Origin of the sequence: Halomonas qaidamensis (genome assembly GCF_025917315.1) — a bacterium.
GTDB lineage: Bacteria > Pseudomonadota > Gammaproteobacteria > Pseudomonadales > Halomonadaceae > Vreelandella > Vreelandella qaidamensis.
In genome coordinates, this window is sequence record NZ_CP080627.1 from 2,696,915 (window position 1) to 2,713,877 (window position 16,963).

The following is a 16,963-nucleotide window of genomic DNA, read 5'->3' on the forward strand; positions in this document are numbered from 1 at the left end:
CCAACATATTGGAAAACACTTGTTGATCGTGTTTATTTAGCAAAAATCTGGCTCTGATCTTTAAACGCTTTGAATTCCAAGGCATTACCGCAGGGGTCGAGTAAGAACATAGTCGCCTGTTCACCGACTTCGCCTTTAAAACGTATGTAAGGCTCAATTACGAAATCTGTCTTCCGCGCTTTTAAGCGCTCGGCTAAAGCTTCCCATTCACCCCACTCTAAAATGACACCAAAGTGCGGCACTGGCACATTATGGCCATCGACAGGGTTAGTGTGGGCGCTCTCTTGGCCTGGGGTTTTAGGATGTTCATGAATAACTAACTGGTGGCCAAAGAAGTTAAAATCGACCCAGTGATCGCTAGAGCGCCCCTCCTCTAGACCAAACACATCGTTATAAAACACTCGCGCCAAAGCGACATCGTAAACAGGAATGGCTAAGTGGAAAGGGGAAAGGCTCATGAATGTCTCCCATTGATTTGCAGTGGTTGGTTAATAGCAGGGGAATGGCGTTACTTTCGATGACTAGCGCGTTGCGCTGTCACTGTGCAAACATCCTAAAACGCGCCGTAAAAAAATAAAATCAATCATTAACTGAACTCAACTGAAAAACGCCTTAATACACTAAATTGAACAGAGCTGACCCTATGAACCCTGAAGATCTCGAGAAGCTAGTAACGCGCACCATGCCATTTGGTAAATACGAAGGCTGGTTGATTGCCGACTTGCCTGGTCCTTATTTGAACTGGTTCGCACGAGAAGGGTTTCCAAACGGAGAAATTGGCCAACTTCTACACTTGATGCATGAAATTGACCACAATGGTTTGAGTGATTTACTGAGTCCCCTACGTAAAGAAACGCCCAAAGAAGCGGGTAATCAACATTCAAACTAACGTATAGGCTGCCATTATTAACTGCGTCATTATCAGGAGGCCGACATGGCAAAAGGCGCGAACCACCAACAACGAAGAGCCAGCAAAGCCACCGTGCTACTTGCCTGGCTGAGCATGTTAGCGCTGATCGTCGCAGCTTCCTTATTAGCAGGCGCAGGGCCAGCCTATCGCTGGGAGTTGATTGGCCTGGGCAACGCCTTTAATTTTATGCGCAATGGTGTCTATGCCGCCACCGCCGCTGTAGGGTTAAGCGTTCTGCTACTCCTGATAAGCATCTTTACTCGCCGTATTGGCGCCAGCGTCGTGGCTATCTTCGTTATTGTTGCAACCGCTGCCCTGTTGTATATGCCGTGGCAGCAGTGGCAGCGTGCACAGCAGGCACCCGTCATTCATGACATTACCACCGACACCCAAAACCCACCCGCCTTTGTCGCATTAAGAGCTGCTCGTGAGGCGGCGCCCAATGCGGTTGATTACCCTGGGGAAGCCACCGCACACCAACAGCAAAATGCTTATCCTAATGTGCAGCCTATAAACGTAACGGCACCTAAAGCGACTGTGCTTGCGGCCGCTCAGGCAGAAGTAGAAGCGTCTGGCTGGCAGATTGCTGCGATAACAGAGAGTACTATTGAGGCGACTGCGACAACCCATTGGTTTGGCTTTGAGGATGACGTCATTATTCGCCTGACCGAACAACAAAATGGCGTGCAGGTAGACATGCGCTCCGCGTCCCGACTGGGGGCCAGCGATGTCGGCACCAACGCACTACGTATAGAGACCTTCCTGGATAATCTGGGCAAGCGGTTAGAATAACGGTCCTATCTGATGCGGCTTTCACCTGTGGACTGAGTTAACGATAGCAAACCAATTTCAGTGCATTTCTTTCAGTGCATTTGGTTAGTACGCGTGGCGGCTTCTCTGCTCAGAATTTGCTGCGCGTCTAACGAGCCAATGGCTACCTCTACGTTTCTTGGAATATCACCGCTTAATTGAAGCGCTTGGTAACGCAGCGCACAAACCCTCAAGAACGAGGTAAAGTTGCCAAGATCATGCCCTGCATCTATCGACTCGTGATAAAGCCGTGTGATGAGTTGGGCGGTATTCATTCCATCCCGTTGCGCCATCTCTTCCAGAAGGTGCCAGAAGTAGTTCTCCATGCGGACGCTAGTTACCATGCCATCAATACGCAGCGAGTGTGTGGCGCTTCGCCATAGCTCAGGGTCTGCATCAATAAACAGTTTGCACATCGCTAGCCTCTTCTCTTTTTACCGGTCTCTTTTCTATCGGGCTCACTATAAAGCTGTGCTATCGAGCAAATCGCTTGCTTTTCAGCATAGCGGCTGACAAAAAATACGCCCAGCCGTATGACGCGATATAACTGGGCGCAGATGGGTAGCCTGCTACTACTTATCTAATAACGCCATAAACTGGGCAAGCCATGCGGGATGTGCGGGCCAAGCAGGTGCGGTTACCAAGTTGCCATCTGTCACTGCATCGGTGACCTCCAAGTTAGCGAAGTGTCCGCCAGCGAGCTCCACTTCTGGTTGGCAAGCCGGATAAGCCGAACACTGCTTGCCTTCTAGCACCTTCGCCGCGGCCAACAACTGCGCGCCATGACAGATTGCTGCGACCGGTTTCTGGGTTTCAAAGAAGTGTCTCACCATCGCCAGTACTTCTTGGTTTAAACGCAAATACTCCGGCGCACGGCCGCCAGGAACTACCAAAGCATCGTAGTCAGCGGGATTAACCTTGGCAAAATCGGCGTTCAGAGCGAAACGGTGACCAGGCTTTTCAGTGTAGGTTTGGTCACCTTCAAAATCATGAATTGCCGTTGCCACGGTATCACCGGCTACTTTGTCGGGACACACCGCGTCGACGTGATGTCCAACCGCCATCAGCGCCTGGAAAGGCACCATCGTTTCGTAATCTTCAGTGAAATCTCCGGTAATCATTAAAATTCGCTTGTTGCTCATCTCACTTCTCCTTGTCGTTATTGGTCGAGGCCCAGAGCACACGCGTGGCGTGTTAGATGAGAGTAGCAAGCGCTTTTACTCAGTGGGTAGTAAACCGCTACTACATCTAACATTGGTAACCATGGCGCTCCGCTAGTGCTTGCAGCAGGCCAGCGCTCGGCTATTCCTGACACACGCCATGACTGATGGGCCATCCACCTCTGATCGGCTCCTTGGTGCTAAGTGTGCTAGCCTTATGAGCCATATTCGACATAAAGGAACTGAATGCTCACTATTTCTAATAGCGTGACGATAGCGGATTGGGAGATTGATATCAGCCAGATCAGAGCTCAAGGCTCGGGAGGCCAAAACGTCAATAAAGTCGCTTCTGCGGTGCATTTACGTTTCGATATTCAAAGCTCTACACTACCGCCGATCTATAAAGAGCGTTTAATGGCGCTGTCTGATCAGCGCATTAGTAAAGAGGGTGTAGTGATTATTAAAGCCCAGAGCTATCGCACCCTGGAGTTGAACAAAGAGGATGCTCTTGCTCGCTTAAAAGTATTGATTCAAAGCGCAGGAAAGCAACAGAAAATGCGTCGGCCAACGAAGCCCACCAAAGGTTCGCAGCGCCGCCGTGTGGATCACAAAACTCGTAAAGGCAAAACAAAGTTACTGCGTGGTAAAGTATCGATCTCGTAAAATACGCACTGACTATAAGCTATAAGCGGTTCAAACTGGTTATAAAATATTCACCGATCATAAACTGTGAGCTGAGTATGTAATGCTCGCTTAGTCGTTTTTTCATCACTCATTGAGTCTTTTCATCATGTCCAACGCCTCATCACACTCTACCCTTCGCGTTGCCCGCCCACTGTCGCCCTGCATTCAGGTATGTACCATTGAGCCCTCCTCTTCGCTATGCAAAGGCTGTGGTCGGACGCTAGATGAGATTGCCTGTTGGGGCAGTATGACCGAGGCCGAGAAGACCCCGGTGTGGGATCGGCTTATACAAGAAGGCTATATCGACGCACAGTACGCCAAGTAAACAGTACGCCAAGTAAGCTAGATCTCGTCTGTATGCCGGTCGCTTAAGATATGGTGCAGTTCGCCACATGACACCATCGGATCATCGCAGTTAATCACGATTTTTGACTCTGCCAGTACATAACTACGGCCTGTTGTGGTGTTTTCCACCACTTGGTAATCACCTTCTTGATGGGTGCCAGTGAAGGTGCCAATAAATCCGGTTTCACGCAGTGACACGGTCTCTAACTTATCGCCAACCGTCAGCCGACCTTCATAATTCATCAGTGCTAAGCGCGCTGAAGTACCGGTGCCGGTAGTGCTACGGCAAATAACACCGGGATGCACATAGGTGGTTGAACGCGTGCGAATATAGCCTTCTGCTATTTTCTCTTCTGGCCCCATAAAGTGTAAAAACGGCAATGGCCCGACGTCACCTAAGGTGTAATGCGAAAAACCGCGCTGCGCCTGGATCGCCTCAACTATTTTATAAGCGCAAGCGGCAAGTGCCTGCTCCTCATTGCGCACTAATTTAAAGCCCAGCTCTTCGGCATCGACCAACGCATAAAACCCACCGCTGTATGCGACCGAGTAAGTAACAGTGCCTATTTCGGGTACTTGAATGGTGTCGCGATAGGTATCGATATAGCTTGGCAGACCTTCACAGGTAACTGATTCCACGACCCCATTACGCACCTTTGCTTCAATTTGCACCAAGCCTGCGGGTGCTTCTAGTTTAAAGCGTTGAATCCCTTCCTGCTTAGGAACAAGGCCGCTCTCCAAGACCGCCGTGGCAGTGCACAGTGTGTTAGAGCCAGAATAAATCGGATACCCCATCACTTCCATAATAATGTAGCCCGCCACTGCCTCTGGATGCGAGGCTGGAACAAGCAAGTCCACCGACATTTCTGGAATGCCGTACGGCTCTTCCAGTAGCAGTCGCCTTAAACCATCAGCGTCATCACGCAGGAACTCCATTTGTTGGCGTACCGTGGCACCCGGAAGTAGATCAATGCCCCCTGTCACAATGCGGCTAACATCGCCACCAGCATGGGTATCCATCAATTGAATCGTATGCAGCTTCTTCATAAACCTTGCTCCTCAGCAGTAGCGAGGGCAAACGGTGCGCCGTGGGTTTCCCACTGTGCATCAGGAACAATCACAATCTTGCCCAAATAGTTACTATCACGGTTCACAAAGTAGCGCTCAGCGTTATGCAGGTCTGAGAGTTTAAAGGCGCCGTGCAGCACGGGTTTTAGTGCTCCGCTACGAATCCATTCAATCAGTTGCTCGGCCTCTTCCCGGGTGCCATGAGAAACACCAAAAATTTGCACCTGATACAGATAGATCCGAGTCCACATCATCTCGCTAATATTGCCGCCACTCGCGCCAGCAATGGATAACCGCGGATAGCGGCTACGCCCCTGCATGTCGACAATCATGGTGTCGATAAACAGATCGGTCATTTGCCCCCCGACCAAGTCCATCACTGCATCAATCGGCTTGCCACTGGTTTCGGCCAACACACGCTCAACAAAAGTGGCTAAATCACCACGGTCGATCACTGCCTCAGCACCCAGTGCCAAAAGTGCATCGGCCTTATCCAACTGGCTGACCGCGTAAGGAATAGCCCCCACGATTCTGCACAGCTGAATTAATGCCGTTCCAACCCCACCACTGGCACCTGTCACTAACACGCGTTCGCCTGCACTTATGTTGGCAGAGGTCATCATGTGATAGGCCGTCTGATATGAACACATACCCATTGAGGCAAGCTCTGCATCTTGCAATTCGGGGTTAGGCACATGGTGGAACTGATCAGCGGGTACTACGACATACTCGGCGTATCCGCCATCTGCGCCATGCCCGTAATAATCAGGCGTCAGGTTAATATCGCGGCGTTCATCAGCGTAAATATTAAAGTCGAGCAGGCCTCGCTCTCCAATACGGGAAACGTCTACACCCTCGCCTACTGCCACCACACGGCCGGCAATATCGGCGCCTTGAATACGAGGAAAGGTCAGCGTGGGTGAGCCTCCCATCGCAAACGATGTGACTTCCTCTTTGCCCTTCGTTGGGTAAAGTCCTTCACGCGCTTTTCGGTCGGTATTATTTTTAGCCGTTGCCGTTACTTGAACCAGTACTTGCCCCGGCCCAGGTCGGGGGGTAACGACATCCTGCCGATACTGCAGCTTATCTACATCACCGTGGCCAGTTAATAGCATGGCAGACATCGTCTTGGGGAGTTGAGGTGCAGCTTCGGCCATAAATTTGCTCCTGTTTAAAAGCGTGGACGAACCGAACTGACAATAGCAAATGTTGCCAGTAACAAACGACGACAATAACAAACTTTGATAATTACTAAAGAGATAAAAACAAAACGGCGTCAACGGAGTGCCACCGTTGACGCCGCTAATATTTATTAATAATTTCAGCTAAATACAGGCACACCGATAAGCAGCATGTGTAGATAAAGTGCAAAAACAATATACGCAACCAGCCCCACAACCACAGTGGCTATTGTTGCCGGGATAGAGATAACGGTCGCTGGTGGCGAGGCGGCACGATCACGTTTTTTGGCTGCTTTAAACGCCAGGATAGCCCACACCAAAAACGCTGCAAAAAAGATAATATCGCCAAGCCTGCCATTGGCCAACAGATGAGAAAATGCCCAAATTTTAACGGCCAACATCATTGGGTGGCCAAGCTTCGCTTTAATCGCATTGCGCGGCACATAGGCTGCCACCAGCATAATAAAGGCGGGAATCATCAGCAGCGCTACCGCATGGCGTAAGCCCATAGGTGGGAACCAAACGTAAATAGGGTCTAAGCGCATTTGGCCAAATCCGTAGATAGCGATTGCCAGTCCAATCACTGATACTACGGAATACGCTAGCTTCCAGGAGGTTTCGCCATGTTTAGTAATCTGCTGCTGACGCCAGTCTTCAGCAAAGATACGCACGGAGTGGCTGCCAAGAAATATCAGCAGGCCAATAATCATGATGGTCATAAAGGTGGCTCTCAGGTTGTTTGCAGGTCGTTGGTCGACTGCGAGCATGCCACACTCACGCCCAAACCACATGGCGAACTATCAACTTTTCGCTAACAGCGAAACTATCTCGATTTAAAACCAGCTTTTGCGTTTAAATAGCCAAATCAAGCTACCACCGATACCCAGCATAGCCCCCCAAACAAAAAAATAACCATATTGATAGCGCAGCTCTGGCATGTATTCAAAGTTCATACCGTAAATACCAGCAATGAACGTTAATGGTACAAAGATCGCCGTAATCACCGTTAATACACGCATGGTGATATTTAGCTGATGAGAAGAGATCGAAATATAGCCATCGATAAGGTCACCGCAAATGTCATAATACATTTGCGTCAAAGTATAAAGACGTTCAAAGCGCTCCTCTACATCCGTAATGGCATGCATCGTTTCACTTTCACCACGAGGCAGATGAGCGTAATCGTAGGCCGTAAGCTCTTGGGTAATGCCCTTATGATAGCTAAAAATACGGCGCATCTTCACCAAACGTGAACGGTAGGTGGTGATTTTTCGCATCAGCACATCGTTACCATTCTCTAACAGCTCGTCCTCTATGTCGCTTAGCTCGGTTTCGAATTCCAATAAGCTATCAATATAGAAACCTGCTGAGGTATACATGATTTTCAGCGCGACACGCTCGGGAGATAATGCCAGCAGCGTTTTGCCATGCTCATTAAAAAGCCGTTCAATGCTGAGCGCTTCACCGGCATGCAAGGTGATCAGAAAGTGCTCACCAATGAAAAAACACACCTGTTGAGGCACGAACTTGAGCTGGGCATCAAACGAAGAAATACCTCGGTAGATAATCAATGTATGATGCTCAAACTCTTCAATTTTAGGCGGATGACGCTCCTTGTGGGCATCCTGGATGGCCATTGGATGACAATTAAAACGTTCCAGTAGCTGGCGCTCACGCGTTTCTGGCTCGCCTTTCATATCTATCCATAAGTGGCTGCCAGGCGTTGCCTGCCAAACATCAATAAGGCATTCATCACCTTCATGCACATCGCCATCCGGCATCGTTAGTAGGCTGCGAATCATCATCGTCCCTGTTAATTTGGTTCACGGCTTAACGTTACTGCCTAACGCTTTGACGACGATTAGGCAGATAGGCCAGCGTCACACTGACAACAATAGACGCCAGAAGCGCCCCTAAAAATGGCCCAAGCGTGGGAATACTGCCGGGGAACGTTGCTGCCATAATACCCGCGCTGACACTTCCCTGACTTATCCAGCCTGGCAGTATTGCTCCTACCAACCCTGCCATACCACCCCCTATCGCCGCCAGAGGCGTCATACGTTGCCACAGGCCAAGCAGCACCGGTACCACGATGGCAGCGCACAGTAAGTCAGCGATTAAGAATAGTCGCAGTACCGATAACCCCTGCAACGCAATCAGCACTACTGGCACCATCATGGCGACCGTTATCCAACGAGCAGTCGTTAAAGAGGCTGTATGCCGTTCACCGCCACGTCCAACAATCAGCGACGCGATGCCATTTTGAAGCGTATCGACACTTGAGGTTACCAACGTGACAGCCAGCACTAAGGCGGGCAGTGCTACCCACACCGGCGCATCGGTTAACAGTGCAAAGAAGGGAATAGGCGGCTCTCCAAGTGGCACTCCACTCATCGCGGCCATCATGCCGACACCGCCAATGACCATCACCACCAACACAGTCATACCGCCGCCTAGCCAAGCACCTCGGCCTAAGCTCTGGTCATCCTGGGCAGCCCATACACGCTGCCAATAGCCTTGATGGAAAAGATTGGCGGCGGTCACCGCAATGACAAGTGTAAGAGCAACGCTGAGCGCACTTGTGATAGGAATAGAAGGCATCACTGCGTCATTCGGCATGGTTGGCAGCCGCCATATGGCAACGCTGCCAACAGCTGCTAACAGGGCCAACAAAAGCCACGCTTGCCAGCGATCCGTGGCGAGGCTTGCCCGTAGCCCACCAACCACCGTGTACACCAAGGTTGTGAGCGCAACACCAATAATCACCAGCGCCGGAGGTACCTCTGACAGCAGCGCGGTAATCGCGCCGATGGCCGTTAGTTCCGCCGCTAAAAAACAGCCCATATAAGCAACAGAGGCCAGCGATACCCAGCGACGCACGCCTTTGCCATAACAGGCATCAGCAAATTCAGCAATGCTTCTGCCCTCTGGCAAAGCACGGCGAATTTTTGGCCCGTAAAGACCTAAGACAATAAACGGCAGCGCAGAGCCTATTGCATAGCCTGCGAGCGCTAATGGCCCAACAAACGCACCTATTTCAGGCGGTGCAAACAAAATCCAAGCGCCCATTCCCGAGGCTAAAAATGAGAACCCCAGCGTGGACGCCGTTTGCGAATTGCGTGCTGTCACGTAGTCATCGAGCGACCCCTGCACATGGCGTGCCCGAAGGCCCAAAAAGGCAAAGCAAAGTAGTGCCGCACCCAGTACGGCTGATGTTAGGTAAGGCATGTCGCACTTCCTCCGCCGGTATTAACCGGATCAGGTTCCAGGGTCTGCGCAGTGCGCATTCTCAGCCCATCAGTGTGGAGCTCCCCTGGCGACAGTGAATGGAGACGCTATCCTCGGTGAAAGTGGTTCGTTAGTAAAGGTTGGGCGTTAGTAAAATCTGTCAGTGAGTAACGCCTAGGTGGGTAACTTTTTTCCTACTATTTTCCCTTTATGATCGCGGTAGGCGTCCCATTAAGTAGAACTCTTCATTAGGTGGGGTGCCTGCCATGGTAACCAATCGGTTCGACATTCCAAAAAAAGCGACAATGGCACCAATGTCCCAACAATCTTCCAGCGTGAAACCCACTTGCTCTAATCTGGCCTGCCATTCGGAAGAGAACTCACCCACTTCAATACCGCAATGCATTGCAAAATCCAACATCATGCGATGACGTTCGCTCAGTCCTGCGGTCAGGTGGTTAATTGCAACGTTGTCTGCTACTAACGGGTCCTTGCTATAAATTCTCAATAAGGCCCCATGCGCAACGACACAATAAAGACAACGATTGCGTGCACTTGTGGCTACCACAATCATCTCTTTTTCAGCCTTGGTGAGCGTGTCGGACTCACGCTCCATTAGCGCATCGTGGTACGCAAAAAACGCGCGAAACTCATCGGGGCGGTGGGCCAACATTAAAAATACGTTGGGTACAAAGCCCGCCTTGCTTTGAACATTTACTATTGCTTCACGAATATCATCAGGCAGTTCGTCAAGGGTTTCTGGCACATGGAAACGGCTAAGTGGGTTTATCATCGCGGTTCCTCTTTTCCTAAAAGCAGGTTTTAAATTTTTGTTTTGGTTAAACATTTATACTGCTGACTGAACGCTATTCAGTAACAAAATACTAAACAAAGTGACTTTCAATCGCGGCTCACGCTGTCCATACTCTTAACAACTCAATAACCTATAAGCCGCGCAATGAACGCGTAAAATGGCACCTTACAGGGACACTCACATGCAGCATTTCGAAGCGAAAGAGCATACGCCAGGGCGCTTACACACACTTTTTGCTGACCCTTACCGCGCGTTCGACAACGATACCGATGAGCGGCAGCTACACATTCGAGTCATGCTGCACATCCTCTTTGCACAGCCCCTGCAACAGTCGCCGATGACCCTTCGGGTCATTCATGGTTGGGAAAACGGCAGTTTCGAGCCAAGCGAATTGAAGCACATTGATTATCCGCTTACTTCGCTAGAAGACTTACACCGAGTGACAAACGAATTTTCCCAGGCCTCTCAGCAGCGTCAACCACTACCAGCCGAAGATACCTCGCTTCTTACTGCGCCATTAGCCAAACTCTTTGCCCAGGCAGAAGGACGTATCATTACGGAAGCGACGCGCAATATACCCGCACGCTGGCCTGCCTTACCGGGTGGTTTAGCAATTTACACGCTATTCAAAATGTATCATCGCCTTGTATATGGTGAAGACGACAATTACCGCTGTTCTCAATGCGAAACGCCTGAGGGTCTCCAAGAACTCCATGAATTTCATATTGAAGAAGGCGAGTTCGCGCTGTTAACGCCCCCAGCCCACTACAAAAAAATAGTGCCCACCATGCTGATACTGCATGCTGGCCAGCTTGGCCCTATTGAGCAACTTATCCGCGAAAGTCTGCCTTTGTTTCCAGATAGATAACCCGTTATTTATCAAGCTAAAGTTATTTACTCTGAAGCCATGCCATCCGAGGCCGTACACCAAGAAGCCCCGTTTTCACGGGGCTTTATTGATCACGGTTAGCTTAAGGAAATAGTACTGTTGATGCCGCTAGAGACATTTTCTGGCTCAAACCAACGGGCGGTAACCGTTTTGGTTTGCGTCCAGAACGTAATTGCCTGTTTGCCGTTTGGCCCCAGATCACCAAGCTTGGAAGCACGCGACCCAGTAAAGCTAAAGTAAGCCACAGGGACAGGAATCGGCACATTGATACCTATTTGGCCAACGTCAATGTCTGTTTCAAAACGTCGTGCCACCCAACCTGAATTGGTAAATATCGACGTACCATTTCCATTCGGGTTCGCGTTGATAAACTCGATCGCGTCATCCAGTGTTTCTACATTGACCACACACAGTACGGGGCCGAAAATTTCTTCTCGGTACACCGTCATATCAGCGGTCACATCGGCAAACAGGGTTGGGCCAACAAAATTACCGTTTGGATAGCCATCTACCGTGCAACCACGGCCATCCACCAGAAGTTTAGCGCCCTCTTTTTCACCCGCCGAAATCAAGCGCTCAACGCGATCCTTCGCTTGGGGAGAAACAAGCGGGCCTAGGTCTGCATCGCGCTGAGTGCCCGGCCCTACTTTCATACGGCGCGCGCCTTCCTCAATATCGTTCAGCCACTCACGGGCTTCACCCACTAGCACGACAACCGAGTTAGCCATGCAGCGCTGGCCAGCGGCGCCAAATGCCGAACCCAGCAGGCTATCAATAGCTTGGCTGCGGTTAGCATCCGGCATCACCACACAGTGGTTTTTAGCCCCCATCATCGACTGCATACGCTTGCCTGCAGCTGCAGCACGGTTGTAAAGCAGCGAGCCGACATGGGTCGAACCAATAAACGAGAGTGCTTTAATATCCTGGTGGTCGGCGATCTGATTGGCGACATCCGGACCACCATGCACCACGTTCAAAACACCGGCGGGTATGCCAGCTTCATGGGCAAGCTCCACGAGACGCATTGTGGAGCTAGGATCTTGCTCCGAAGGCTTCAGTACAAAGGTGTTGCCCGTAGCAATGGCCATCGGGAACATAAAACAGGGCAGCATAATCGGAAAGTTAAAAGCGGTAATGCCCGCGCCAACGCCCAGTGGCTGGTGCATGGTGTAAACATCGACTTCATTAGCGGCGTTTTCCGCCAGCTCACCCAGCTGCAGCGAGGTAATCGAACAAGCGTGTTCAACTACCTCTAAACCGCGCCCTACCTCGCCTTCGGCATCTGGTAAGGTTTTACCATGCTCTTGCGTAATCAATGCGGCTAACTCAGCGGTATTTTCCCGTATCAGAGCCTGAAGCTTGAGCATAATGCGCATGCGCTTGCCAAGCGGCACTTTACGCCACTCTTTGAATGCTGTTTTAGCACTCGCAACCGCACGCTCCACTTCTTCGGCGGTACAAAAGGGCACACGGGCAACAACTTCTTGGGTCGCTGGGTTCACCACATCACGCCAATCCTGGCTTTGTGACATGACTGGCTGACCATCGATATACATAGGGATTTCACGAACAGACATGACTACCTTCCTCATCGTTATGTTTATTATCAGACGTAAATATGAATCCTAGGGTATAGCAGCAAGTTGACGTAAACGTCAATTAGCCACTTGATAAAGATAAAACTCACCTAGCACTACTATTTACGCTTTCCCTCCTAGCACTGCCCTCGCTATGCTGGCTAACAGCAGGCCAATGACGTGAGCCCAGCTGTTTAGACGCGTACGTGTTCACCACCCCAGGAGGCATCCATGCAGACCTTTAGCTGTCGCTGTGGCAACCCGCTTTTTTTTGAAAACACGTATTGCTTGGCCTGCGAATCCGAGGTGGGCTGGTGCCCAACCTGCTCAGCTATTGTAGCTCTTGAACCGCTACCAAATGGAGGATACCGCTGCACTCACCCAGACTGTGGATCCACCTTAATGAAGTGCCATAACTATGCGGTTGAGAATGTATGCAACCGGATGGTAGTGATGGTCGAGGGGCATGCCGATACGCTTTGCGACTGCTGCCGCTTTAATGAAGTGATTCCCGACTTAACTATCAATGGCAACCGGGAGCGCTGGGCTGCGCTTGAAGCTGCCAAGCGACGGCTATTTCACACATTAGACTTACTCACGCTTCCCTACGGCGTCAGCGGTGAAAACATTCGTGTTCCGCTTAGCTTTTCGTTTATGGCAGATGCTTTGCCCGATCAAGGCCTTTGGCGCTCTACCGCTAGCCAGGAAAAGATATACACCGGTCATGCCAATGGTCATATCACGATCAACGTGAAAGAAGCCGACGACGTTGAACGCGAGCGCCTGCGGGTTGATATGAATGAGTCCCACCGCACTCTCATCGGCCACTTCCGCCATGAAATTGGTCACTACTATTGGGATTTATTGGTAAAAGGACGCGATGAAGACACCTGCCGCCACGTGTTCGGAGATCACAACAACCCTACCTACGGTGATGCCTTAGAACGGTATTACCAACAGGGAACGCCTGCTGATTGGTCAACACAGTTTATTTCTGCCTACGCCTCGATGCACCCCTGGGAAGACTTTGCAGAAACCTTTGCGTACTACTTAGATATGGTCGCTGTGCTCGATACAGCGCGTCATATGGGGCTTTCCCGCACCGAACACAACGGCACATTAGACAGCATGTTACGAGCATTTCATCAGGTAGGCATGGCCGTAAACGAACTCAATCGTGATATGGGACTGCTGGATTTAGCACCGAGCGTCATTGCCCCGGCGGTGAGACAGAAGCTGACGTATCTGCATCAACTGATTCTTAATGCGAACGCCAGCCCCCGTCCTTAACAACCGTTAATCGTTGTCGTGCTCTCCTGCATGGCTTTGCGACTGGCGCTGGGTCACACGGGGAACGCCATCACTGTTGACAAAATAGGTTGCGCTTAGCGTGTCGTGAATCGCCGCGAAACCAATCTGCAGCTCATCCACAAACGCATGTAGTTTGCTGGGGGAGTGAGCCAACGCCTGAATGTCGGCGTCGACCACATCGGCTCGTACAAGCGACACCGTTGCCGCCGCTCGGTCTTGCCTGGGTAACAGCTGTAGCTCGTGCCCCACCGTTTCCAGGCTGCAGGCAATAGAGCGTGGTAGGTGGGGGTCCTGCAGCAAAAAGCGCAGCACGTCAGGCCCACGCACCCGCAAACGGACTTGCTGCCGGTACATTTGGTAAGCAGTGAGCGACTTCAGCACGCTCATCCACTGCAAATTTTCAAACGGCAGCAGTTCCTCTGGATTTTGCGGCAGCAAACTGGCGGACCGAACATCGACAATTCGGGTCGTCATATCTGCCCGCTCTAAATGGCGACCTAACTTGATGAAGGTGCGAGCAGGCCCATGGCTTAGCGTACCTTCTATTAAGCCTGTCAATGTCTGGCAGCCGCGAATTACACTTTTCAAAAAGGTGTCGCGGCGCCGCGGACTAACGCCATTTTCGGCATGATCTGCAACACTCAAATAGAGTTGATTGACCTCTTCCCAGATCTCTCTTGGCACGACATCACGAGTGGTACGCAGGTTTTCCCTAGCGCTCGCTAAGGCGGCAAGAATAGAGCTGCCATTTTGCGCGTCTGCACACAGAAAGTGCACCACGCTACGCTCGTCAAAACTTGAATGTCGCTCATTAAACGCTTCCAACGTGCCGGTCATTTCAATTAACGGCGCCCAGCCCAGGGGCAAGTGACGCGGCAGATCCAGCATTAGGTGGCTATTAACACTCAGCAACCGAGCAGTATCTTCGGCCCGTTCGATGTAACGCGCCATCCAGTAGAGGTTTTCAGCAACGCGTGACAGCATGGCGCTAGACTCCTTCCTGCTCAGCGGCAACTGCCGCGTTCTCATCGGTTTCAACAATCCAAGTATCTTTACTGCCGCCCCCTTGAGAAGAGTTAACCACCAGTGAGCCCTCCACCAGGGCGACCCGGGTCAAGCCACCAGTGGTGACGTGGGTTTCCGGCCCAGAAAGAATAAACGGGCGAAGGTCTACGTGGCGCGGCTGGGGCAAGCCGTTAGCCAGCGTCGGCGTCGTCGAAAGTGCCAGCGTTGGCTGTGCCATATAGTTACGGGGATTGGCTTTAATTAAGCGTGCAAACTCATCGCGAGTTTCTTTAGTAGAACGAGGGCCTATCAACATGCCATAGCCGCCGGATTCATTTGCTGGCTTCACCACCAGCTCATCCAAATGCTCCAACACATACTTGCGATCATCTTCAAACATACATAAATAACTTGGTACGTTTGGCAGCAGCGGTTCTTGGTCTAGATAGTAACGAATGATTTCAGGGACAAAGGCGTACACGACTTTATCGTCGGCGACTCCCGCCCCAGGGGCATTAGCAAGCGCTACTTTCCCCGCCCGCCAAGCGCGCATTAGGCCGGCCACCCCAAGCATTGAATCTGGATTAAACGCTTCAGGATCGAGAAACTCGTCGTCGACACGACGATAAATCACATCGACACGGCGCAACCCTTCAACAGTCCGCATATAAACCACGTCGTCGTCATCGACCAGCAAGTCGCTACCTTGCACTAACTCAACTCCCATTTGCTGAGCAAGATACGCATGTTCAAAGTAGGCGGAGTTATAGATACCAGGCGTTAGCACTACCACTTGAGGGTCGTCACCTGGGCGAGGCGACATCGACGCTAACATGTCATATAGCTGGGCAACGTAGTCGTCTACGGGAAGAATTTTGCCAGATGCAAAAAGCTCAGGCAGCACACGCTTGGTTACATTACGATTTTCCAGCATGTACGAAACCCCAGAGGGAATACGCAAATTGTCTTCTAGTACATAAAGCGTGCCATCACCGCCACGCACTAAGTCTGACCCGCAAATATGCGCCCAAATGCCATGAGGAGGGTTGATACCAACACACTGGGGGCGGAAGTTAACCGATTGCGCCAACACTTCAGCAGGTAACACTTTGTCTTTAATTACTTTTTGATCGTGATAAAGATCATCAATAAATAGATTAAGCGCTTGCACGCGTTGTTTTAAACCCGCTTCAGTTTTACGCCACTCACTGGCAGGAATAATTCGCGGCACAATATCAAAAGGCCAAGCACGATCAATCATCGCGCCTTCTGAATAAACGGTAAAGGTAATCCCCATGGTGCGAATGGCAATTTCTGCTGCGGTTTTACGCTCTGCCAACTCCTCTGCACTAAACCTTGCCAACATATTACACAGCTCATCAGCCGAGGCTCGTGGCTTGCCTGGCGCCGCTAGTAACTCATCGTAATAGTCACGGCACGCATAGTTATTCCAATTCACTTGGCTCATGGGCGCTCTCCTGGCGCAATGGTGGAAGCGGCAACTTCCTCTTACGTAGTGCAGGCCTAGCCCCGCGCGATCTACGCAGTTCTCTTCACATATAAGCACGCAAAATGCATACCATCTTTTTCGCTATTTCAACGTTAAAAGGATGCTTTCAATACGCACCCTCGCCCACCGTCTACTAGCGACGCTACTAGTACTGGCAGCGCTACTAATAACTACGCTACTAATAACAATGCTGCTTATAACAACACTGCTAATAACACGCTGCTAATCTCTCTAATGCCCCTCTACTGAACCGTTACTTTTAGTGAATAGCTGAACGCTCACTTAAAGCCACAAACAAAAGCACCAAAATAGTGCGCACCACTAACTCTAATGGTGCATTTTATGTTTTTCACACTTCTTAAACGGCTTAGTTAATTTTGCAGCTGCAAAAAAACCTAACTACAACGATACTGCCGTAACTTAGCTCTTTTTATCGAGGCGTCTTAATGACGAATCGGTTGATATAGACTT

At 50.7% G+C, this 16,963-nt stretch carries 18 protein-coding genes and 1 riboswitch; of the genes, 6 read left to right on the forward strand and 12 right to left on the reverse strand.

Features of this window, described 5'->3' with window-relative positions:
• Positions 1 to 32 precede the first annotated feature (32 nt).
• Positions 33 to 458, reverse strand: a complete 426-nt coding sequence (locus K1Y77_RS12225) for a VOC family protein (protein WP_264017788.1) — start codon at positions 456 to 458, stop codon at positions 33 to 35.
• 185 nt (positions 459 to 643) lie between these two features.
• Here K1Y77_RS12225 and K1Y77_RS12230 point away from each other — a divergent pair, with 185 nt between their 5' ends.
• Together K1Y77_RS12230 and K1Y77_RS12235 are read left to right on the forward strand one after the other, a co-directional pair.
• Entirely contained in the window at positions 644 to 889 is a 246-nt protein-coding gene (locus tag K1Y77_RS12230) for a DUF3820 family protein (protein ID WP_264428751.1), read from the forward strand.
• A gap of 45 nt (positions 890 to 934) precedes the next feature.
• Positions 935 to 1,702: a DUF1499 domain-containing protein gene (locus K1Y77_RS12235; protein ID WP_264428753.1), complete on the forward strand. Its 768-nt coding sequence runs from the start codon at positions 935 to 937 to the stop codon at positions 1,700 to 1,702.
• A 71-nt stretch (positions 1,703 to 1,773) separates the two neighbouring features.
• Here K1Y77_RS12235 and K1Y77_RS12240 read toward each other — a convergent pair whose 3' ends face one another.
• Together K1Y77_RS12240 and K1Y77_RS12245 are read right to left on the reverse strand one after the other, a co-directional pair.
• Positions 1,774 to 2,136, reverse strand: a complete 363-nt coding sequence (locus tag K1Y77_RS12240) for a ribbon-helix-helix domain-containing protein (protein WP_030073486.1) — start codon at positions 2,134 to 2,136, stop codon at positions 1,774 to 1,776.
• 156 nt (positions 2,137 to 2,292) lie between these two features.
• Entirely contained in the window at positions 2,293 to 2,862 is a 570-nt protein-coding gene (locus tag K1Y77_RS12245) for a DJ-1/PfpI family protein (RefSeq protein WP_030073488.1), read from the reverse strand.
• A gap of 264 nt (positions 2,863 to 3,126) precedes the next feature.
• Here K1Y77_RS12245 and arfB point away from each other — a divergent pair, with 264 nt between their 5' ends.
• Positions 3,127 to 3,543 (forward strand): alternative ribosome rescue aminoacyl-tRNA hydrolase ArfB, encoded by a 417-nt coding sequence (arfB, locus tag K1Y77_RS12250; RefSeq protein WP_264428756.1) that lies wholly within the window; start codon positions 3,127 to 3,129, stop codon positions 3,541 to 3,543.
• A 127-nt stretch (positions 3,544 to 3,670) separates the two neighbouring features.
• On the forward strand, positions 3,671 to 3,889 hold the full coding sequence (locus tag K1Y77_RS12255; protein WP_264428757.1) for a DUF1289 domain-containing protein: 219 nt from the start codon (positions 3,671 to 3,673) through the stop codon (positions 3,887 to 3,889).
• Positions 3,890 to 3,906: 17 nt separating this feature from the next.
• On the opposite strand, the gene K1Y77_RS12260 is transcribed toward K1Y77_RS12255, so the two are convergent.
• From K1Y77_RS12260 to K1Y77_RS12285, 6 genes are all read right to left on the reverse strand, one after another.
• The gene (locus K1Y77_RS12260) at positions 3,907 to 4,956 is read right to left on the reverse strand and encodes a proline racemase family protein (protein WP_264428759.1); all 1,050 of its coding nucleotides are present in this window, start codon (positions 4,954 to 4,956) and stop codon (positions 3,907 to 3,909) included.
• The gene (locus tag K1Y77_RS12265; protein WP_030073494.1) at positions 4,953 to 6,134 is read right to left on the reverse strand and encodes an alcohol dehydrogenase catalytic domain-containing protein; all 1,182 of its coding nucleotides are present in this window, start codon (positions 6,132 to 6,134) and stop codon (positions 4,953 to 4,955) included. Before K1Y77_RS12265 ends, K1Y77_RS12260 begins: the two co-directional genes overlap by 4 nt.
• A 164-nt stretch (positions 6,135 to 6,298) precedes the next feature.
• Positions 6,299 to 6,877 carry an NnrU family protein gene (locus K1Y77_RS12270; RefSeq protein ID WP_320055287.1) on the reverse strand — a complete coding sequence of 193 codons (579 nt, stop codon included), beginning with the start codon at positions 6,875 to 6,877 and terminating at the stop codon, positions 6,299 to 6,301.
• Positions 6,878 to 6,991: 114 nt separating this feature from the next.
• Positions 6,992 to 7,960, reverse strand: coding sequence for a magnesium transporter CorA family protein (locus tag K1Y77_RS12275; protein ID WP_264019229.1), 969 nt, complete (start codon positions 7,958 to 7,960; stop codon positions 6,992 to 6,994).
• Between the two features lie 34 nt (positions 7,961 to 7,994).
• Positions 7,995 to 9,386, reverse strand: a complete 1,392-nt coding sequence (locus K1Y77_RS12280; RefSeq protein ID WP_264017780.1) for an SLC5/6 family protein — start codon at positions 9,384 to 9,386, stop codon at positions 7,995 to 7,997.
• Positions 9,376 to 9,483: riboswitch (TPP riboswitch) on the reverse strand. It overlaps the preceding gene by 11 nt.
• Positions 9,484 to 9,594: 111 nt before the next feature.
• Positions 9,595 to 10,179 carry a peroxidase-related enzyme gene (locus K1Y77_RS12285; RefSeq protein ID WP_030073502.1) on the reverse strand — a complete coding sequence of 195 codons (585 nt, stop codon included), beginning with the start codon at positions 10,177 to 10,179 and terminating at the stop codon, positions 9,595 to 9,597.
• Between the two features lie 202 nt (positions 10,180 to 10,381).
• On the opposite strand from K1Y77_RS12285, the gene K1Y77_RS12290 reads away from it, so the two are divergent.
• Complete coding sequence (locus K1Y77_RS12290) at positions 10,382 to 11,068, forward strand: hypothetical protein (protein WP_264428764.1); 687 nt, start codon at positions 10,382 to 10,384, stop codon at positions 11,066 to 11,068.
• A gap of 98 nt (positions 11,069 to 11,166) precedes the next feature.
• Here the strand turns inward: K1Y77_RS12290 and K1Y77_RS12295 are convergent, their stop codons facing one another.
• Positions 11,167 to 12,666 (reverse strand): CoA-acylating methylmalonate-semialdehyde dehydrogenase, encoded by a 1,500-nt coding sequence (locus K1Y77_RS12295; protein ID WP_264428766.1) that lies wholly within the window; start codon positions 12,664 to 12,666, stop codon positions 11,167 to 11,169.
• 231 nt (positions 12,667 to 12,897) lie between these two features.
• On the opposite strand from K1Y77_RS12295, the gene K1Y77_RS12300 reads away from it, so the two are divergent.
• Entirely contained in the window at positions 12,898 to 13,956 is a 1,059-nt protein-coding gene (locus K1Y77_RS12300; protein WP_264428768.1) for a zinc-binding metallopeptidase family protein, read from the forward strand.
• Between the two features lie 6 nt (positions 13,957 to 13,962).
• Here the strand turns inward: K1Y77_RS12300 and K1Y77_RS12305 are convergent, their stop codons facing one another.
• Both K1Y77_RS12305 and K1Y77_RS12310 read right to left on the reverse strand, forming a co-directional pair.
• A complete protein-coding gene (locus tag K1Y77_RS12305; protein WP_030073510.1) occupies positions 13,963 to 14,961 on the reverse strand; it encodes an alpha-E domain-containing protein in 999 nt (332 codons plus the stop codon).
• Between the two features lie 4 nt (positions 14,962 to 14,965).
• Positions 14,966 to 16,450, reverse strand: coding sequence for a circularly permuted type 2 ATP-grasp protein (locus K1Y77_RS12310; RefSeq protein ID WP_030073512.1), 1,485 nt, complete (start codon positions 16,448 to 16,450; stop codon positions 14,966 to 14,968).
• Positions 16,451 to 16,963: the final 513 nt, after the last annotated feature.